This window comes from Pseudonocardia oceani (genome assembly GCF_019263585.2).
GTDB classification, from domain to species: Bacteria; Actinomycetota; Actinomycetes; order Mycobacteriales; family Pseudonocardiaceae; genus Pseudonocardia; species Pseudonocardia oceani.
The window spans coordinates 4,607,225-4,626,009 of the sequence record NZ_JADQDF010000001.1 but is presented as its reverse complement, the minus strand read 5'-3'; the positions used below and the strand labels follow the sequence as shown (position 1 = coordinate 4,626,009).

Genomic DNA, 18,785 nt, shown 5'->3' with positions numbered 1-18,785 from the left:
ACGCTTGCGGCGTGCTCCTCGTCCTCGACCTCCTCGGCGTCGCCGTGTTCGCCGCCTCCGGCGCGCTGGCCGCGGTGCACGCGCGGCTGGACGTGTTCGGGGTCGTCGTGCTGGCCGCGGTGACCGCGCTGGGCGGGGGCGTCGTGCGCGACGTGCTGCTCGGCGTCACCCCGCCGTCGACGCTGCGGCAGTGGCCCTACCTCGTGGTGCCGGCGGTCGTGGCGCTGCTGGTGTTCCGGTGGCACCCGGCGGTCGCGCGGTTGCGGCGCGGGGTGCAGCTCGCCGACGCGTTCGGGCTCGCGCTGTTCGTCACGACCGGCACCGCGGTGGCGCTGAGGACGGGGGCGCCGGCGATCACGGCGGCGCTGGTCGGGGTTATCACCGGCGTCGGCGGCGGCGTGCTGCGGGACCTGCTGCGGGGCGAGATCCCGACGGTCCTGCGCCGCGAGATCTACGCGCTCGCCGCGGCCGCGGGGGCGGCCGTCGTCGTGGCCGGGAACGCGTTGTCGCTCCCCCAGGTGCCGGTGGCGCTGGTGGCCGCCGTGCTCGTGGCCGGGCTACGGGTGCTGGCGCTGTGGCGGCGGTGGAACGCGCCGCTGCCGCACGGCAGGTCGTCATGACACCCAGTAGCCCGAGGCGGCCCGCTGCGTAGCGGCGACGACGCCGGCGACATCGTCGCCCAGCGGGCCTCCTCCGTGAACGCGTCGGCCCGCTTCCGGGCGGCCGGGCGGCCCGGGTCCGGCGTCCGGGAAGCGCAGGACGGCGACCCCGAGGACGCGGCGGCGACGGCCAGCGCGATCAGCACGGCGCCCGCCAGCGGCGCGTCGATGCCGACCGAGCTGCGGTCGCGCCCCGAGGCCTCCTCCGCGAGACCAGGAACAGCTCCTCGTCCAGCGTCAGGCCGGTCACGCCGTCACGGTAGCCGCCGATCGGCGCGTGCCGTGATCGTCACCTAGGGTCACGTCGAGTGAGGGCACTGCGCGGGCGCACGGGTGAACGGGTACGACACGGAGCGGTGACGGCGCTCGCGGTGCTGCTGCTGGCGGCGTGCGCCGCGACCCCTGCCCCGCCGCTGCCGGCGACGCAGGTCGCCACGCCCGCCGAGACCGTGACGGTGCTCGACGGCGCCGACCCGGCCGCGCTCGCCACGGCCACCAGCGCCGCGCTCTTCACCTCGGCGCCACTGGCCGTGCTCGCCGCCGCCGACGACCCCGGCGCGCAGGCCGACGCCGCCGGGCGGGCCGCGGAGCTCGGCGTGCCGCTGCTGCTCACGCCCGACCCGTCCGCCGAGCTCGACCGCCTCGGCGCCACCGGCGTGGTGCCCGTCGGGCCGGGCGCGCAGCAGTGGGCGGCCGATGCGGGGCGCGAGGTCCTGGAGGACCCGCAGGTCGTCGCGCCGCCGGCCCGGGACGTCCTGGCCCTCACCGTCGACGCCGCCTCGCCCGCCGCGGCCACCGCGCGGGCGTCGGGGGCGCGCGTGGAGGCCGTCGGCGATCCCGACCCGCGCGTCGCGCCGCCGGCGGGGCTGGACCCGCGCCCGGCGCACGTCGTCGCCCTGGGCGGCGGGTTCGGGACGGCGGAGCAGCTGTCGGCCCGGCTCGACGTCGCCGCGACCGGCACGACGCTGCCCGGCGGCGGGCAGGTGCTGTTCCCGGGGCGGCGGATGGTCGCGCTCTACGGCCACCCCGGCGTCCCCGCGCTCGGCGTGCTCGGCGAGCAGGGCGTCGCGGAGTCGGTGGCGCGGGCGCAGGCGCTCGCCGCGGAGTACCGGCCGGTGTCCGACGTGCCCGTCGTGCCGGCGTTCGAGCTGATCAGCACCGTCGCCGACAGCGGGCCCGGCCCCGACGGCGACTTCAGCTCCGAGGCGACCGTGGAGTTCCTGCGGCCCTGGGTCGACGCGGCGCGCGAGGCCGGCGTGTACGTCGTCCTCGACCTGCAGCCCGGCCGCGCCGACTTCCTGACCCAGGCCCAGCGCTACGCCGAGCTCCTCGCACAGCCGCACGTCGGGCTCGCGCTCGACCCGGAGTGGCGGCTCGAGCCCGGCCAGCGGCCGTCGCAGCAGATCGGCACGGTGAGCGTCGACGAGGTCAACGCCGTGGCGACCTGGCTGGCCGACCTCACCCGCGACAACGCGCTGCCGCAGAAGCTGCTGATGGTGCACCAGTTCCGGCTCACGATGATCCGCGAGCGCGAGCGCCTGGACACCTCGCGCGACGAGCTCGCCGTCGTCCTGCACGCCGACGGGTTCGGCGTCCCGGGCGAGAAGCTCGAGACCTGGGCCGCCCTGCACCAGGGCGAGCCCGCGGGCGTCGCGTGGGGCTGGAAGAACTTCTACGACGAGGACACGCCGATGTTCACGCCTGCGGAGACCCTGCGGGTCGGGCCGGTTCCGCCGGTGTTCGTGTCGTTCCAGTAGCGACAGGGCGGGCGGCTCCGGTGGCGAGCAGCCCGATCAGCAGGGCGCCGAGCACGACGAACAGCGCGCGCAGGATGCCCGACCCCTCGGCCAGCAGGCCGATCAGCGGCGGGCCCGCCAGGAAGGCGGTGTACCCCACCGAGCTGACGACGGACACGCGCGCCGCGGCGTGCGCGGGGTCGTCGGCGGCGGCGCTCATGCCGATCGGGAAGCCCAGCGACGCGCCCAGGCCCCACAGCAGCGCGCCGGCCAGCGCCACCGGCACCGACCCGCCGACGAGCACGAGCAGCAGCCCGGCCAGCGCGAGCCCGGCCGCGGCGCGCAGCACGACGACCCGCCCGAAGCGCTCCAGCAGCGAACCGCCGAACGTGCGCCCGATCGTCATCGCGGTGACGAACATGCCGAACGCGATGGCGCCGACGGTCTCGCTCGACCCGTAGCCGTCGACGAGGGCATAGGCGATCCAGTCGTTGGCCGAGCCCTCGGTGAACGCGAAGCCCAGCACCAGCACGCCGATCAGCAGCGTGCGCGGCTCGCGCCAGGCGGCCAGGACACCGGGGCCGCCCTCGGCGCGCGAGGCGACGGGCGTCGAGGGGAGGAAGCCACGGACGGTGACCGTCATGACGACCGGGATGAGCACCACGACCCCGAGGATCTGCGCGGCCAGCGGCACCCCGGTGGCGGCGGTGAGCGCGCCCAGGCCCGCGCCGGTGACCGTGCCGATGCTGAACGCGGCGTGCAGGCGCGGCATCAGGGTGCGGCCGCGGCGCCGCTCGACCTCGGCCCCGGCGACGTTCATGGCGACGTCCCACACGCCCGTGCCGAGACCGGTGACGGCCAGGCCGAGCGCGGCGGGCCACACGGTGCCGGTGACCAGGCCGGTGGCGAGGCTCGCGAGGCCGACGGTCTCGGTGAGCGCCGCGACCAGCACCGACCGGGCCGGACCCAGCCGCGCCACCAGCGGCCCGGCGAGCGGCAGCCCGGTGACCGACCCCGCGGAGAGGCAGAGCAGCATCAGCGCGAGCTGCGAGGTCGTGAGGTCCAGGCCGTCGGCGATGGCCGGCGTGCGGCTGATGAACGACGCGAACGCCAGCCCGTTGACGGCGAACGCCACCACCACCGCGTTGCGCGCCCGGCGCAGTTCGGTCGACACCCTCGGACTCCCTCCCGGCCATCTTCTTCTGGCGTCGAATCGATTCGATGCCGCCGACGAGAGTACGCCACGGGTACGGTCCGGCGTGCTCTGGTTGCTCGTGCACCTCGTCACGACCGCGGTGCTGGCCGGCGTCGGCTGGGTGGTGCAGGTCGTCGTCTACCCCGCGTTCGCGCTGGTCGGTGCGGGCGAGTGGCCGGAGTACCACCGGCGGCACGTGGTGCGGATCGGCTGGGTCGTCGGGCCGCCGTGGCTGGTGCAGGGTGTGTCGGTGGGGATGCTGCTGCTGGCCTCGCCGTGGGAGTTCGCGCTGCTCGGGGTGCTCGCCGCGGCCGGCGTCGCGCTCACGGTGCTGGCCGCCGTGCCCGCGCACGAGCGGCTCGACACCGACCGCGACCTGCGGATCCTGCTCCGCGCCAACCTCCTGCGCAGTCTCGTGTGGAGCGCGGCGACCGTGGTGTCGGCCGTGCAGCTGGCGTCGGGGCTACCGTTCACGCCGTGAGCGGCGCCCGTCCGACCCTGGCCACGGTGGCCGCGCGCGCCGGCGTGTCCCCGTCCACGGCCTCGCTCGCGTTCTCCGGCAGCACGCGCGTCTCGCCGCCGACGCGGGAGCGGGTGCTCGCGGCGGCGGCCGCGCTGGGCTACGCCGGCCCCGACCCCCTCGCCGCGTCCCTGCGCCGCGGCCGCAGCGGCGTCATCGGGGCGTTCATCGGGGAACGGCTCCTCTACGCGTTCCGCGACCCCGTCGCCGTGCAGCTGCTCGACGGCATCACCGAGGTGCTCGGCGCCCACGACGTCGGGCTGCTGCTGCTCGCGGGCGACACCGGCCGCCCGTCGGCCACGCAGATCGCGCGGATCCCGCTCGACGCCGCGATCTTCGCGACCTGCGGTCTCGAGGACGACCCCGCCCTCGACCTGCTGCGCGCCCGCGGCGTCCCCATCGTCGCCGTCGAGGGGCCGGTCGTCGACGGGGTGGTGCTCGTCGACATCGACGACCGCTCCGGCACCGCCGACCTCGCCCGTCACCTGCACGGGCTCGGCCACCGCCGCGTCGAGGTGGTCGCGATGCCGCTGCGCCTGGACGGGCGGCGGGGGCCGATCGACGGGGCCCGCCGCGCCCGCGTGCACTACCGCGACGTGCGGCACCGGCTGGAGGGCGTCGAGGACGTGTTCGGGGCGGTGCCGGCGTTCGAGACGGCCAGCAACGCCGTCGACGAGGGGAAGCACGCGGGCCGGGTCCTGCTCGACGTGCCCGCCGCCCGGCGTCCGACCGCCGTGATCGCCCAGAGCGACGTCCTCGCCGCCGGGGTGCTGCAGGCGGCCGCGGAGCTGGGGCTGGACGTGCCGGGCGACGTCAGCGTGGCCGGGTTCGACGGCGCCGAGCTCCCCTGGCTCGGCGCGACCCGACTCACGACGGTGGTCCAGCCGACCGACGAGAAGGGCCGGCGGGCGGCGCAGGCGGCGATGGACCTGGTCGACGGCACCCGCCCCCCGGACACGGTCCTGCCGGTGGCGCTGAGGATCGGGACGACGACCGGCCCGCCCGACCCGCACCCCTGACTCCCCGCGAGTCGGGGTCTGGTTGCGACCGAGTCGGGGCTGCAGGTGCGCGCGAGTTTTGCCGACCACCCCCAGCGAGTTCGCCGACCACCCCCGGCGAGTTCGCCGTTCTTGCCCGGCGAGTTCGCCCTCCACGCTCGCCGAGTCGGCCGGTTCTGCCGACTGCTTCGGTGTCGTGTCCGCGACGCTCTCGGGGCTGTCCAGCAGCGGCGCTACCTGCCACGCTTCCGCCGTGCGCCCCACGCTGTACGAGTTCGCCGGCGGCCGAGCCGCCTTCCGCGCACTCGCGCGGGCCCATCACCGGCGCTGCATGGCCGATCCCGAGCTCGACCACCCGTTCTCCAAGCCCGACCAGCACCCGCAGCACACCGATCGCCTCGCCGACTACTGGGCGGAGGTGCTCGACGGGCCGCCCCACTTCTCGGGCGACTGCGGCAGCCACACCGAGGTCCTCGTGATGCACGGCGGCAACGGCGACATGAGCGACCTGGGCCGCCGGTTCGTCGACTGCTTCGTCGCGGCGATCGACGACGCCGGCCTGCCCGACGACGCCGAGTTCCGTGCGGCCCTGCGGGCGTACATGGAGTGGGCCGTCGCCGACGTGCTGGCGCACGAGGAGCCCGCGGACGTCCCGGCGCAACTGCCCCTGCCGAGATGGGACTGGAACGGGCTGCGCTGACGGGCGGAGGAGTGCACCCCTCTGAGCACGAACGGCGAAGGCGCCGGGCGGGAGCGGCAAACTCGCCGGGTGCGGGCGTCAAACTCGCGCGGTGTCAGAGCCCGACTCGCTCCCAGCCAGCGCCCGGTTCGCTCGCAACCACGGCCCGACTCGCTCGCAACGAGACCCCGACTCGCGGGTGCGGGTGGGGGTGGGGTCGGGGCGGGGGCGCGCCATAGTGGTCGCATGACCAGCTCCGTCGATCCCACCGTCCCGCCCAGCGGCCCCGGCTGCCTCGACTGCGACGCCACCGGCGGGTGGTGGGTCCACCTGCGCCGCTGCGCGCAGTGCGGGCACGTCGGCTGCTGCGACTCCTCCCCCGCCCAGCACGCCACCGCGCACTGGAAGGCCAGCGGGCACCCCGTCGTCCAGAGCTTCGAGCCCGGCGAGGACTGGTTCTGGGACTACGCGACGAACTCGGCCGCCGACGGCCCGGAGCTCGCGCCCCCGACGGACCACCCCGAGGACCAGCCCACCCCCGGCCCGGCCGGACGCGTGCCCGCGGACTGGCGTCGACACATCCACTGAGCCCGGGACGAACGCAGGTCAGCGGGCTGCGACGTCGGAGAGCGGCAGCGCCACCACGTGCCCGAGGAACCACTCCTGCGCCGCCGCCCGCGCGCCCGCCGGGGTCGCGGGGTGGCTGCGCCCCGTCCACCCGCAGGCGCACCGGCCCACGTAGCGGACGAAGGTGCCGCCCGCGCAGCGCCCGACGTCGGTCCAGCCGTCGCTCAGCGAGCCGTCGCGGTAGCGGCCGGCGACGTATCCGCCGTGCTCGTCACCCACCGTCGCCATGCCGGGCATTCTGCCTACGGGCCGTGACAGGTTCGTGAACCCGGTGTGAGACCACCGGGACGGGTGACCCCGTGCCCGGCGCGGGCACGGCGACGGGGAGGATCAGGCTCGTGACCCCTGACGCCTTCGCCGCCTCCGTCGCCGAGGCCGCGGCCCGGCTCTCCGGCGTCGCCCGCACCACCCCGCTCCAGCACAGCACCCGCCTGTCCGAGGCGACCGGCGCTCAGGTGTGGCTCAAGCGCGAGGACCTGCAGGTCGGACGCTCCTACAAGCTGCGCGGCGCCTACAACCTGCTGGCCGGGCTCGGCGACGACGAGCGCGCGGCCGGCGCGGTCTGCGCGAGCGCGGGCAACCACGGCCAGGGCGTCGCGTACGCCTGCGCCCGGCTGGGCATCCGCGGCCGCGTCCACGTCCCCAGCACGACGCCGCGCCAGAAGCGCGAGCGGATCGCGGCGCTGGGCGGTTCGGCCGTGGAGCTCGTCGTCGGCGGCGACACCTACGACGAGGCCGCGGCGGCCGCCGCCGAGCACGCCGCCCGCACCGGCGCCACCGTCGTCCCCGCCTTCGACGACGTGCGCACGATCGCCGGCCAGGGCACCGTCGCCGTGGAGGTGCTCGACCAGCTCGCCCACCCGCCGGACGTCGTGGTCGTGCCGGTCGGCGGGGGCGGGCTGCTCGCCGGCGTCGGCACCTGGCTGGCCGCGAGACACCCGGGCGTGCGGGTCGTGGGCGTCGAGCCCGCGGGCGCCGCGAGCATGAGCGCCGCGCTGGTCGCCGACGCGCCCGTGCCGCTCCCCGAGCTCGACACGTTCGTCGACGGCGCGGCCGTCCGGCGCGTCGGCGACGTCAGCTTCCCGCTGGTGCGCGACTCCCGCGCCGAGCTCGTCACCGTCGACGAGGGCCGCGTCTGCACCGAGATGCTCGACCTCTACCAGGTCGACGGCATCATCGCCGAGCCCGCGGGCGCCCTGGCCTGCGCCGCGCTCGCCGACCTCGACCTCGCGCCCGGCTCGACCGTCGTCAGCCTGCTCTCCGGCGGCAACAACGACGTCAGCCGCTACGCCGAGGTCGTCGAGCGCTCGCTGGTGCACCGCGGGCTCAAGCACTACTTCCTCGTGGAGTTCCCGCAGGAGCCCGGGGCGCTGCGCCGCTTCCTCGACGAGGTGCTGGGCCCCGACGACGACATCGTGCTGTTCGAGTACGTCAAGCGGGACAACCGCGAGACCGGCGCCGCGCTCTGCGGCATCGAGCTCGCCGAGCGCGAGGGCTACGAGGCGCTGTGGAAGCGCATGGAGGCGAGCCCGCTGCGCATCCAGCTCGTCGCCCCCGGCACCGCCGCGTACCGGTTCCTGGTCTGACGGGCGCCTGAGCCGAACCGATCACCGTACGGCGCGCGTACGCCGGGGTGGACCGGCGGCCGTCGGGGCGGAGGGGACATCCACGCGGCGGCCGCCGGTGCGCAACCCCGAGGGGCACCCCGGGACGTGCGCTCCGTCGAATGTAGGCGCGGCGGCAGCGGGGTGCGTGCCGAACCCGAGCACCCGGCGGTGAGTGCGTCCGCCCGGCCTCCCGCGTTCCCCACCTGAGGGCAGGCGGCTCAGTCGGCGGCGGGCGGACGGCTGTTCGTGCGGACGTTGCGGACGATGTCACGCCCGAACGTGACGTCGAGCCGCTCGGCGACCGCGAGCTCCAGCACCGCGAGCATGGCGTCGCCGGAGACCTTGCGCAGGTTGCCGATCACCTCGTAGAGCCGGGGCCACTGGTCGTCGGGGCGGCCCTCGGCGTCGAAGGGCTGCCAGACCTCGCCCAGGAACAGGTCGACGTAGATCTTCGCGATGCCGTCGGCGTGGCGGCGGAGCTGCTCGACGACGTCGAGCGAGCGGGTCATCGGGATGCCCATCTCGGTCATCGCCTGCGCCGCCTCCATCAGCCGCGGGCTCGTCTCCTCGTACGTGCCGTCGGCGATCTCGGTGAGCAGCCCCATCTTCTGGGCGCGCTTGACGAGGTTCGGGTCGGTCTCGGAGAAGCGCTCCACCAGCTCGGCGAGCGTGACGATCTGGCGGTCCTCCACCGCGAACAGCGTGCGCACCGCCCGGATGAAGCGGACGACCTGCTCGGTGGAGCCGCCGGTGGTGTCGAGCAGCTTCTTGATCACGTCGAGCTTGACGCCCTCGCCCTGCAGCTCCTGGATCAGCTCCAGCCGCGCGGCGTGGCCGGGCCCGTAGTAGCCGGTGCGCGCCCGCACCTCGGGCGGCGGCAGCAGGCCGCGGGCCTGGTACGCACGGATGTTGCGGACGGTGACGCCGCTGACCCGGGCCAGCTCGTCGATGGTCCGCCGTTCGACATCATCTCCGTCCTCAGACATGTGACACACCTTATCAGTGGCCTCGTGTTGCTATGTGACATCAACTCGTGGTGGACTGATGTCATGTTCAAGGCGCTGGTCGCTCTCACCACTCCTCTGCTGCCCGAGGACTACCTCTCGCTGGTCGACCCCCTGTGGTCCACCACCGAGCTGCGCGGCCGGGTCGTGGGCGTGCACCGCGAGACCGAGCGCGCCACGACCCTGCGGATCCGGCCGGGGCGCGCCTGGGCCGGGCACCGCGCCGGCCAGTACGTGCGCGTCGGCGTCGACGTCGACGGCGTGCGGCACTGGCGCACCTACTCCCTCACCGGCGCCGAGACCGACGAGCACCTGACGATCACCGTGCAGGCCCTGCCCGACGGCGTCGTCTCCCGTCATCTCGTCGACGCCACGCCGGTCGGCTCGATCGTGCGCCTGGAGCAGGCCGCGGGCGACTTCGTCCTCCCCTCCCCCGTGCCCGCGAAGCTGCTCATGATCACGGCGGGCAGCGGCATCACCCCCGTCATGGGCATGCTGCGCACGCTCGACGGGCACCCGGACGCGGTCGTGCTGCACAGCGCACCGACCGCGCAGGACGTCCTCTTCGACGCCGAGCTCCGCGCGCTGCCCGGCGTCACCGTCCGCACCACCCGCGACCAGGGCCGCCTCGACCTGGCCGACCTCGACGACCTGTGCCCCGACTGGCGCGACCGCGAGGCCTACGTCTGCGGCCCCGCAGGCCTGCTCGACGCCGCCGAGGAGCACTGGGGCGACGCGCGGGCACGCCTGCACCTCGAGCGCTTCACCCCGCCGGCCCGCTCGACGGGCGGCGAGGGCGGCACCGTGACCTACGGCGGCACGACCGTCGACGTCGACGGCGGCGCCAGCCTCCTGGAGGCCGGCGAGGAGGCCGGCGTGCTCCTGCCCAGCGGCTGCCGCATGGGCATCTGCTTCAGCTGCGTCCTGCCCCTGCGCGACGGCCAGGTGCGCGACCTGCGCACCGGCGAGGTCCACGGCGAGCCCGGCGACCTCGTGCAGATCTGCATCACCGGGGCGACCGGCAGCGCCCGGCTCGACCTCACCCGCTGAACCGCGGAACCCGATCCGACCCCGACCCGCAGAAGGAGCCCGGACCATGACCGCGACGCTGGACCGCCCGATCTCCGACGCCCCCACCGGCACCCCGGGCCCGCCCGTGCGCACGGTCGCCTCACGGCCCGCACCGGAGGCCGCGGGGCTGACCGCCGCGCAGGTCGAGGAGCTCGGCCGCCGCCTCGACGCCATCCGCGACCGCGTCGTCGCCGACCGCGGCGAGCGCGACGCCGCCTACATCCACTCCGTCATCCGCACGCAGCGCTACCTGGAGATCGGCGGCCGCGCGCTGCTGTTCGCCGGGGTCCTGCCGCCCGCGTGGATCGCCGGCACCGCCCTGCTCTCGGCGTCGAAGATCATCGAGAACATGGAGCTCGGGCACAACATCATGCACGGCCAGTGGGACTGGATGCGCGACCCGAAGATCCACTCGACCACCTGGGACTGGGACAACACCAGCCCGGCCGAGGCCTGGAAGTACACCCACAACTACGAGCACCACACCTACACCAACGTCGTCGGCCGCGACCGCGACGTGGGCTACGGGATCCTGCGGATGAGCGACGAGCAGGAGTGGCGCCCGTACTTCCTGCTCAACCCGCTGTGGAACGCCCTGCTCGCCACGTTCTTCCAGTGGGGCGTGGCGCTGCACGACCTGGAGGCGGAGAAGATCGCCGCAGGCGAGAGGTCGCTCCGGTCGGTGTGGCCGCAGCTCAAGGCGATCGGGCGCAAGGTCCGCCGGCAGTTCACCAAGGACTACATCGCGTTCCCCGCGCTCGCCGGGCCGTTCCTCCTGCCGGTGCTGGCGGGCAACGCGACGGCCAACCTGGTGCGCAACCTCTGGTCGCACGCGGTGATCTTCTGCGGGCACTTCCCGGACGGCGCCGTGCAGTTCTCCGAGGAGCAGCTCGAGGACGAGACCCGCGGCCAGTGGTACCTGCGCCAGATGCTCGGCTCGGCCAACCTCGAGGGCGGCCCGCTGTTCCACCTCATGACGGGCAACCTGAGCTTCCAGATCGAGCATCACCTGTTCCCCGACCTGCCCAGCAACCGCTACGCCGAGATCGCCCCGGAGATCCGCGCGATCTGCGCCGAGTACGGCCTGGAGTACACCTCGGGCACGCTGCCGAAGCAGTACCTGCAGGTGCTGCGCACGATCAACCGCCTGGCCCTGCCGCCGAAGAAGGCCTGACACCCCGACTCACGCACCACGAGACCCCGACTCGCGGGCAGGGGGGCCGCCGGCCCCCTCCGCGAGTCGGGGCCTCGTTGCGACCGTGTCGGGGTCACGCCGGGCCCACGTGAGACGGGGGTCGCGTCCGGTGGGCGCGCTCCCCGCGCCGGCGGCCGGGATACTGGAGCCATGTCCGCCTCGCTGACCCCGCCCACCTCGACCGACGTGCTCGTCGTGGGCGCCGGGCCGGCCGGGTCGGCCGCCGCGGCGTGGGCCGCGCGCCACGGCCGCGACGTCGTCCTCGCCGACTCCGCGACGTTCCCCCGCGACAAGGCCTGCGGCGACGGCCTGACGCCCCGCGCCATCGCGGAGCTGCAGGAGCTCGGCCTCGGCGACTGGGTCCGCGCCCACGGCACCAACCGGGGCCTGCGCGCCACCGGCTTCGGGCAGGTGCTGGAGCTGCCCTGGCCCGGCGGCTCGCTGCCCGACCACGGCGGCGCGGTCCCCCGCCTGGAGCTCGACGCCCGCATCCGCGACGTGGCGCTCAAGGACGGAGCCGTGCCCGTCGAGGGGGCGAAGGCCGTCGACGTCGTGCGCGACGGCGACCGGGTCACCGGTGTCGTGTTCGAGAACGGCACCACGATCGGCTGCGAGCGCCTGGTCGTCGCCGACGGCGCGCGCTCGACGCTGGGGCGCGTGCTCGGGCGCGAGTGGCACAAGGACACCGCCTACGGCGTCGCCGCCCGCGGCTACGTGCAGTCCGGCCGCAGCGACGACCCGTGGATCTCCTCGCACCTGGAGCTGCGCGGCGAGCAGGACGAGGTCCTCGCCGGCTACGGCTGGGTGTTCCCGCTGTCGGACGGCGAGGTCAACATCGGCGTCGGCACGCTCGCCACGGCGAAGCGCCCCGCCCAGATCCGGTTGCGCAGCCTCATCGAGCACTACACCGACGCCCGCCGCGAGGACTGGCGGCTCGAGGGCCCGGTGCGCGCCCCGATGTCGGCGCTGCTGCCGATGGGCGGCGCGGTGTCGGGCGTCGCGGGCCGCAACTGGGCCCTCATCGGCGACGCCGCGGGCTGCGTCAACCCGCTCAACGGTGAGGGCATCGACTACGGCCTGGAGACCGGCCGCCTCGTCGCCGAGCTCATCGCGCAGGACCGCGACCTCGCCCTCGCCTGGCCCGCCACCCTGCGCACCCACTACGGCCAGGCGTTCTCCATCGCGCGCCGCCTCGCCGGGCTGCTCACGCTGCCTCGGCTGCTGCCGCTGGCCGGTCCGGTCGGGATGCGCTCGCGCGCCCTGATGACGGTGGCGCTGCGCGTGATGGGCAACCTCGTCACCGACGCCGACCGCGACCTCACCGCCCGCGCCTGGCGCGCCGCCGGCCGGCTCAGCCTGCGTCTGGACGAGCGCCCCCCGTTCCCGGCTGCCGACCTGCGGGCCTGATCAGACCTTCCAGTACCCGCAGAACATGATGTGGTCCCTGGGCACGCCGGTGCGCACCCAGTGCCGCCGCAGGCCGGTGGGCAGCGCCTGCTCGCCGACGGTCCACCCGTAGAACGGCCCGTCGGGCAGCTCCTCGGCCTGCGCGAGGGCCGCCGCGGCGCGCCCGGGGACGTCGTGCGGGTCGGTCCGGACGACCCAGCGCACCTCGACGCCGGACGGCGCGACCAGGTCCTGGCGGTCGGCCCCGGCGGGCACCTCGAGCAGCGCGAGCCCCTCCGCGTCGGCGGGCAGCGACGCGAGGATCCCGGCGGCCGCGGGCAGGCCCGACTCGTCGGCGACGAGGACCGTGCGCCCCTCCGTCGCCGGGGGCGGGACGAAGCCGATCCCCTCGTCGAGGATGGCGACGGGGTCGCCCGGCGCGCAGGTGCGGGCCCAGGTCGACCCCGGGCCGGCGCCGTCGCCCTCGCCGTGCAGGACCACGTCGACGTCGATCTCCGGGCCGTCGCCGCCCAGCGCCCGGTACGCGCGCACGGTGTAGTTGCGCACCACCGGCCGCGAGGCCTTCGGCGCGGCCAGCACCTCGGCCCAGGCGATGCGGTTGAAGACCGGCGGCACGTGGTCGAGCGAGTCGTCGGAGACCGGGATGAACAGCCGGAACCACTGGTCGAAGCCCATGGAGCGGAAGCGGTCGACGTCGCCGCCGCCCAGCGTCACGCGCGCCATGTGCGGCGAGACCTCCGTGCGCCGCAGGACCTGGAGCCGCAGCGTCTCCGCGACCTCCGGCTTCACCGCCGTCGCCGCCATGTTCGTCCGTGCCATGCCGCCCCCTCGTCGATCGATAAGGGGACCCTAACCCACGAGGGGGCGGCGGCGCGGACTACCGCAGCAGCTGCGCGCGGATGTCGGTCTTGAGCACCTTACCGACCGTCGACCGGGGCAGGTCAGGCCAGAACTCGACCTGCTTGGGCGCCTTGACGCTCCCGATCCGCTCCTTGACGAACGCCCGCAGCTCCTCGCCGGAGACCGTGGACCCCGGCTGGAGCTGCACCACCGCGACGACCCGCTCGCCCCACTTCTCGTCGGGCAGCCCGACCACGCCGCAGTCGCGCACCGCCGTGTGCGCCATCAGCGCCTGCTCCACCTCGGCGGAGTAGACGTTGAAGCCGCCCGTGATGACCATGTCCTTGGCGCGGTCGACGATGAACAGGAAGCCGTCCTCGTCGAGGTAGCCGATGTCGCCGGTGTGGTGCCAGCCGTGCTCGGACGCCTCGGCCGTCGCCTCCGGGTTCTTGTAGTACCCGGCCATCACCAGCGAGCTGCGGACGACGATCTCGCCGCGCTCGCCGCCGGGCAGCAGCGAGCCGTCCGACGCCATGATCCCGACGGTGACCAGCGGCCCGGGCCGCCCCGCCGACGCGAGGCGCTGCACGGCGACCGACCCGTCGGGCAGGAAGTGGTCGGCAGGCGACAGCATCGACACGAACATCGGCGCCTCGGACTGCCCGAACAGCTGCGCCATCACCGGCCCGATGTCGGTGAGCGCCTGCTCCAGGCGGGCCGGCGACATCGGCGCCGCGCCGTACCAGAAGCACTGCAGCGAGCCCAGGTCCGTCGACGCCAGCCGCTCGTGCGCGAGCAGCATGTAGATCAGCGTCGGCGGCAGGAACGTGTGCGTGACGCCGTGCTCCTCGACGAGCGCGAGGAACCCGCCCACGTCGGGCGCCGGCATGACGACGATCCGCCCGCCGAGCGACAGCACCGGGAAGCAGAGCACCCCGGCCGCGTGCGTCAGCGGGGCCATGGCGAGGTACACCGGCCGCCCCTCGAAGGGGTAGCCCATCAGCGCCAGCGCCGTCATCGTCTCGATGTTGCGGTCGGTCAGCTGCACGCCCTTGGGCCGGCCGGTGGTGCCGCCCGTCCCGACGATCATGACCGTGTCGCCGGAGCCGGCGTCGTCGAACTCCTCGCCCTCGGCCAGCCACTCGTCGATCTCGTCGAGGCAGACCGTCGTGGTGACCTGCGGCAGGTCCATCTCCGCCACCATCGGGGCGTAGGCCCGGGAGTGGACGAGCGCGACGCAGTCGAACAGGTCGAGCAGCTCGCCGTTCTCCGACGCCGAGTTGCGCGGGTTGATCGGGCACCACACCGCGCCGCGGCGGGAGATCCCGAAGACGGTGGCGAAGGCGACGGGGTCGTTGCCCGAGAGGATCCCGACCTTGTCCCCCGCCCGGACGCCCGAGCGCGCGAGCGCGCGGGCGACGGCGTGGCTGTGGTCCTGCACGTCCCCGTAGGTGAGCGTGTCGGGACCCATCACCAGACAGGGGGCGTCGCGTCCGAGCGACGCCCCCTTGTCCAGGTAGGCGGTCAGACCCATGCGGGGGCTCCCACGGGGGGCACCGTCACATGCCCATGCCGCCGTCGACGGGGAGACCGGCCCCGTTGACGAACCGCGACGCGTCGGAGGCGAGGAAGACCACGGCGTCGGCCATGTCGGAGACCTCGCCGAGGCGACCCGAGGGCGTCAGCTCGATGACGGCGCCGACGGCGGCGTCGGGGCTCTCGAACAGGCCCAGCCCGGCCGTCTCCACCGCGAGCTTGACGCCCATGTCGGTGGCCACGAGGCCGGGGTAGAGGCAGTTGACGCGCACGCCGTAGCCGAGCTTGCCGGCCTCCATCGCGGCGACGCGCGTGAGCCGGTCGACGCCGGACTTGGTGGCCGAGTAGCCCGCGATCGCGGGGAACGCGATCGTGGCGGCGACCGAGGCGATGTTGATGATCGAGCCGCCGTTGCCGGCCGCCCCGCCCGGGCGCATGGTGCGGAAGCCGTGCTTGATGCCGAGCATGGTGCCGAGGATGTTGACCTCGAGCATCTTGCGGATCTCGTCCGGGTCGGTGTCGGCGAGGAGCTGCGTGACCTCGATGCCGGCGTTGTTGACCAGGATGTCGAGCCCGCCGAGCTCCGCGACGGTGTGCGCGGCCGCGGCCTCCCACTGGCTGTCGCTGGTGACGTCGAGCTCGACGAAGCCGCCACCCTCCAGGCCTGCGGCGGTCTGCTCGCCGACGTCCTTGAGCACGTCGGCGATCATCACCCTGGCTCCGGCGGCCGTGAGGGCCTGCGCCATGCCGGCACCCAGCCCGCGGGCGCCGCCGGTGACCAGCGCGCGCCTCCCCGTCAGATCGATCGAGCTCATCCGTGGTCCTCTCATCGCCGGTGATGCGGAGCACAACGTAGAAGTCCGCTTGGACGAGTGTCAAGACACGTCTGGACGACTGTCCAGACGAGGTGGCCGGGGTACTCTCCATGCCGTCATGAGCACCGCACAGAAGGCCGGGCCCCCGTCGGGGAACCGGACCGACAGGGTCGAGGAGCGGCGCCGCGAGCTCGCCGCCGCGGCGCTCACGACGCTGTCCGAGCTCGGCTACGCCCGCACGAGCCTGCGGGAGATCGCCCAGAACTCCGCATTCAGCCACGGCGTCCTGCACTACTACTTCCGCGACAAGGTCGACCTGATCACCTACTGCGTCCGGCAGTACAAGGCGGCCTGCGTGCTGCGCTACGACCAGATCGTCGCCACCGCCGGCACTGCCGACGCCCTGGCCACGGGGTTCGCCGACGGGCTCGTCGCCACGCTCGTCGAGGACGCCCGGATGCACCGGCTCTGGTACGACCTGCGCTCGCAGTCGCTGTTCGAGGAGTCCTTCCGCCCCGACGTCCTCGACATCGACGCCACGCTGGAGCGCATGGTCTGGCGCATCGTCAGCCGCTACGGCGAGCTGTGCGACCGCCCCGTGCCCACCTCCCCCGCCATGACCTACGCCCTGTTCGACGGGCTGTTCCAGCAGGCGCTGCTGCACCACGTCGCGGGCTCCCCCACCGCGGGCCCCGACCTGCGCGCCCGCGCGCTCGACCTCCTCGGCCGCCTGCTTCCGGCATGACCGACCGCGCGAAGGCCGTCGCGACCGAGCGCACCGCCACCGTCGAGCGCGCCGCGGCGCTGGCCCGCCAGGTCGAGGGGCTCGCCGAGCAGCAGGCCCACACCACCCACGACGACGAGCACGATCCCGAGGGCGTCACGATCGGCTTCGAGCGCGCCCAGCTCCAGGGCCTGCTCGCCGGCGCCCGCGAGGAGGTCGAGGCGCTCGACCGCGCCGCCGCCCGCCTCGCCGCCGGCACCTACGGCCGGTGCACGCGCTGCGGCGCCGCGATCGCCCCGGAGCGCCTCGACGCCCTGCCCGCCGCCGAGACCTGCATCGCCTGCGCCACCGCCCGGCGTCGGCACCGCTAGCGTCCGGGGCATGGCGCGCACGATCAGGTTCCACGAGACCGGTGGTCCGGAGGTCCTGCGCATCGAGGACCTCCCGGTCCGGGCACCCGGGCCGGGCGAGGTGCGGATCCGCGTCGACGCGATCGGCCTGAACCGCGCGGAGGTGAACTTCCGCCGAGGCACCTACCTGGAGCAGCCGGTGCTGCCGGCCGGGCTCGGGTCGGAGGCCGCGGGCGAGGTGCTGGAGGCCGGCCCGGACGTCGGGCGGTGGCGGGCGGGCGACCCCGTCTGCGTCATCCCGGCGTTCTCCCAGAACGACTTCCCCGTCTACGCCGAGGAGGCGGTCGTCCCCGCAGCCGCGCTGGTGGCGCGCCCGCCGGGCATGGACGCCGTGACGGGTGCGGCGGTGTGGATGCCCTACGTCACGGTCTACGGGATGGTCCAGGAGGTCGTCCGGGTCCGGCCCGGCGACCGCGTGGTCGTCACGGCGGCCGCCAACAGCATCGGCCTGGCCGCGGTGCAGGTGCTGCGCCACCTCGGCGCGGTGCCGGTCGCGACGGTCACCGCACCCGCCGGCCGGGACGCGCTGCTGGCCGCGGGCGCCGCGGAGGTCGTCGTCGACGACGGGTCCGGGCTCGCCGGCCCGCTGCGGGCGGCCACCGGCGGCGCCGGGGCCGACCTCGTGCTCGACGCCGTCGGCGGCCCACGGGTGGCCGAGCTCGTGGCAGCCTGCGCGCCCGGTGCCACGGTGCTCGTCCACGGCGGTCTGTCCGGCGAGCCGACGCCGCTGCCCGGCGGCCGCTACGCCCCGGTGTGGATGCGGCGCTACCTCGTCTTCGAGATCACCGGCGACCCGGCGGCCCTGCGGCGCGCGGAGCACTTCGTCCGGGCCGGGCTGGCGTGCGGCGCGTTCGTGCCGACCGTCGACCGGGTCTTCGACTTCGACGACGTGGCCGCCGCGCACGCGTACGTCGACTCCCCCGACCGCGCCCCGGGCAAGCCGGTGCTGCGGGTGCGCCCTACTTCCCCGTGAGGCTGCCGGAGCCGCCGTCCTTCTTGTCCTTCTTCTCGGCGCGCTTCTCCTTGATGGACTTGCCGGACTTCTTGCTCGCGGACTGGCGCGGGGACTTGTCGGACACGGGTGCTCCTCGGCGCGCCGCAGCGCGCGATCGGACGAGCGGGGGCCGCCGTGGAACGGGCCCGGGCGCGCATCCTCCACAGCTGCCGGATCCGACGTGCGGGGCGGGATCAGCCCCGGACGGCCGGGGCCGACGCTACGCCGCCCACGCCTACCGGTCGAGGTGCTCGCGCTGCAGGATGCCCATGCGCAGGGCGTTGCGGTAGCGCCCGTCGGCGAAGAACTCCTCGCGCAGCTCGCCCTCGGTGACGAACCCGGCCTTCTCGTAGATGTGGATCGCCCTGGGGTTCTCGACGGCGACGACCAGGTAGACCTTGTGCAGGTTGAGCACCGCGAAGGCGTAGTCCAGGGCCTGCATCGTGGCCTCCCGCGCGTACCCGCGGCCCTGGTGGTCGGGGTGCACGATGATCTGGAACTCCGCGACGCGGTGGATGTAGTCGATCTCCATCAGCTCGACGACGCCCGCGCGCTCCCCCGCCGCCTCGATGACGAACCGCCGCTCGCGGTTGTCGTGCACGTGCCGGTCGTAGATGTCGCGCAGCTCGACCAGCGCCTCGTACGGCTCGGTGAACCAGTACGACATGACCTTGGAGTCGTTCGTCAGGCCGTGCACGAACTCCAGGTCGTCGCGCTCGAGGGCGCGCAGCCGGATCGCCATGGGGCCATCCTCCCGCACGCCCGCGG

General features: G+C 74.7%; 20 protein-coding genes. 13 read left to right on the top strand and 7 right to left on the bottom strand.

Annotated elements, in window-relative coordinates; translation table 11 throughout:
* The first annotated feature begins 11 nt into the window (after nt 1-11).
* Together I4I82_RS23210 and I4I82_RS23205 are read left to right on the top strand one after the other, a co-directional pair.
* Nucleotides 12-620, top strand: a complete 609-nt coding sequence (locus I4I82_RS23210; RefSeq protein WP_218592164.1) for a trimeric intracellular cation channel family protein — start codon at nt 12-14, stop codon at nt 618-620.
* Between the two features lie 395 nt (nt 621-1,015).
* Nucleotides 1,016-2,416: an IolE/MocC family protein gene (locus tag I4I82_RS23205; RefSeq protein ID WP_218592165.1), complete on the top strand. Its 1,401-nt coding sequence runs from the start codon at nt 1,016-1,018 to the stop codon at nt 2,414-2,416.
* On the opposite strand, the gene I4I82_RS23200 is transcribed toward I4I82_RS23205, so the two are convergent.
* The gene (locus tag I4I82_RS23200) at nt 2,355-3,569 is read right to left on the bottom strand and encodes an MFS transporter (RefSeq protein ID WP_218592166.1); all 1,215 of its coding nucleotides are present in this window, start codon (nt 3,567-3,569) and stop codon (nt 2,355-2,357) included. The genes I4I82_RS23205 and I4I82_RS23200 overlap by 62 nt on opposite strands.
* A gap of 85 nt (nt 3,570-3,654) precedes the next feature.
* Here I4I82_RS23200 and I4I82_RS23195 point away from each other — a divergent pair, with 85 nt between their 5' ends.
* The 4 genes from I4I82_RS23195 (at nt 3,655) to I4I82_RS23180 (ending at nt 6,375) form a co-directional block, all read left to right on the top strand.
* Nucleotides 3,655-4,071: a hypothetical protein gene (locus I4I82_RS23195; protein WP_218592167.1), complete on the top strand. Its 417-nt coding sequence runs from the start codon at nt 3,655-3,657 to the stop codon at nt 4,069-4,071.
* The gene (locus I4I82_RS23190; protein WP_218596010.1) at nt 4,068-5,129 is read left to right on the top strand and encodes a LacI family DNA-binding transcriptional regulator; all 1,062 of its coding nucleotides are present in this window, start codon (nt 4,068-4,070) and stop codon (nt 5,127-5,129) included. Before I4I82_RS23195 ends, I4I82_RS23190 begins: the two co-directional genes overlap by 4 nt.
* 232 nt (nt 5,130-5,361) lie before the next feature.
* Entirely contained in the window at nt 5,362-5,808 is a 447-nt protein-coding gene (locus tag I4I82_RS23185) for a globin domain-containing protein (protein ID WP_218592169.1), read from the top strand.
* A 225-nt stretch (nt 5,809-6,033) separates the two neighbouring features.
* Nucleotides 6,034-6,375: a UBP-type zinc finger domain-containing protein gene (locus I4I82_RS23180; RefSeq protein ID WP_218596009.1), complete on the top strand. Its 342-nt coding sequence runs from the start codon at nt 6,034-6,036 to the stop codon at nt 6,373-6,375.
* 18 nt (nt 6,376-6,393) lie between these two features.
* Here the strand turns inward: I4I82_RS23180 and I4I82_RS23175 are convergent, their stop codons facing one another.
* On the bottom strand, nt 6,394-6,642 hold the full coding sequence (locus I4I82_RS23175) for a hypothetical protein (protein WP_218592313.1): 249 nt from the start codon (nt 6,640-6,642) through the stop codon (nt 6,394-6,396).
* 110 nt (nt 6,643-6,752) lie between these two features.
* Here I4I82_RS23175 and ilvA point away from each other — a divergent pair, with 110 nt between their 5' ends.
* Complete coding sequence (gene ilvA, locus I4I82_RS23170) at nt 6,753-8,000, top strand: threonine ammonia-lyase IlvA (protein ID WP_218592314.1); 1,248 nt, start codon at nt 6,753-6,755, stop codon at nt 7,998-8,000.
* Nucleotides 8,001-8,239: 239 nt separating this feature from the next.
* On the opposite strand, the gene I4I82_RS23165 is transcribed toward ilvA, so the two are convergent.
* Nucleotides 8,240-9,007, bottom strand: coding sequence for a MerR family transcriptional regulator (locus I4I82_RS23165; protein WP_218592315.1), 768 nt, complete (start codon nt 9,005-9,007; stop codon nt 8,240-8,242).
* Nucleotides 9,008-9,070: 63 nt separating this feature from the next.
* Here I4I82_RS23165 and I4I82_RS23160 point away from each other — a divergent pair, with 63 nt between their 5' ends.
* The 3 genes from I4I82_RS23160 to I4I82_RS23150 all read left to right on the top strand — a co-directional run bounded on the left by I4I82_RS23160 (nt 9,071) and on the right by I4I82_RS23150 (nt 12,698).
* Nucleotides 9,071-10,075, top strand: coding sequence for a ferredoxin reductase (locus tag I4I82_RS23160; protein WP_218592316.1), 1,005 nt, complete (start codon nt 9,071-9,073; stop codon nt 10,073-10,075).
* Between the two features lie 46 nt (nt 10,076-10,121).
* Complete coding sequence (locus I4I82_RS23155) at nt 10,122-11,270, top strand: fatty acid desaturase family protein (RefSeq protein ID WP_218592317.1); 1,149 nt, start codon at nt 10,122-10,124, stop codon at nt 11,268-11,270.
* A 171-nt stretch (nt 11,271-11,441) separates the two neighbouring features.
* Entirely contained in the window at nt 11,442-12,698 is a 1,257-nt protein-coding gene (locus I4I82_RS23150) for a geranylgeranyl reductase family protein (protein WP_218592318.1), read from the top strand.
* Here I4I82_RS23150 and I4I82_RS23145 read toward each other — a convergent pair whose 3' ends face one another.
* The 3 genes from I4I82_RS23145 to I4I82_RS23135 are packed head-to-tail and all read right to left on the bottom strand — an operon-like array spanning nt 12,699 to nt 15,889.
* A complete protein-coding gene (locus tag I4I82_RS23145; protein ID WP_218592319.1) occupies nt 12,699-13,517 on the bottom strand; it encodes a siderophore-interacting protein in 819 nt (272 codons plus the stop codon).
* 58 nt (nt 13,518-13,575) lie between these two features.
* Nucleotides 13,576-15,072, bottom strand: coding sequence for an acyl-CoA synthetase (locus I4I82_RS23140; protein WP_218592320.1), 1,497 nt, complete (start codon nt 15,070-15,072; stop codon nt 13,576-13,578).
* A gap of 25 nt (nt 15,073-15,097) precedes the next feature.
* Nucleotides 15,098-15,889 (bottom strand): SDR family NAD(P)-dependent oxidoreductase, encoded by a 792-nt coding sequence (locus I4I82_RS23135; RefSeq protein ID WP_218592321.1) that lies wholly within the window; start codon nt 15,887-15,889, stop codon nt 15,098-15,100.
* A gap of 118 nt (nt 15,890-16,007) precedes the next feature.
* Between I4I82_RS23135 and I4I82_RS23130 the strand changes: the two genes are divergently transcribed.
* From I4I82_RS23130 to I4I82_RS23120, 3 genes are read left to right on the top strand one after another with little or no spacing between them, the layout of a single operon-like run.
* Nucleotides 16,008-16,634: a TetR/AcrR family transcriptional regulator gene (locus I4I82_RS23130; protein WP_218592322.1), complete on the top strand. Its 627-nt coding sequence runs from the start codon at nt 16,008-16,010 to the stop codon at nt 16,632-16,634.
* Nucleotides 16,631-16,984, top strand: coding sequence for a TraR/DksA family transcriptional regulator (locus I4I82_RS23125; protein ID WP_218592323.1), 354 nt, complete (start codon nt 16,631-16,633; stop codon nt 16,982-16,984). The genes I4I82_RS23130 and I4I82_RS23125 overlap by 4 nt, the downstream gene beginning before the upstream one ends.
* Nucleotides 16,985-16,994: 10 nt before the next feature.
* Nucleotides 16,995-17,996 (top strand): zinc-dependent alcohol dehydrogenase family protein, encoded by a 1,002-nt coding sequence (locus I4I82_RS23120; protein ID WP_218592324.1) that lies wholly within the window; start codon nt 16,995-16,997, stop codon nt 17,994-17,996.
* Between the two features lie 256 nt (nt 17,997-18,252).
* On the opposite strand, the gene speG is transcribed toward I4I82_RS23120, so the two are convergent.
* Nucleotides 18,253-18,759, bottom strand: a complete 507-nt coding sequence (speG, locus tag I4I82_RS23115) for a spermidine N1-acetyltransferase (protein WP_225920655.1) — start codon at nt 18,757-18,759, stop codon at nt 18,253-18,255.
* Nucleotides 18,760-18,785 lie beyond the last annotated feature (26 nt).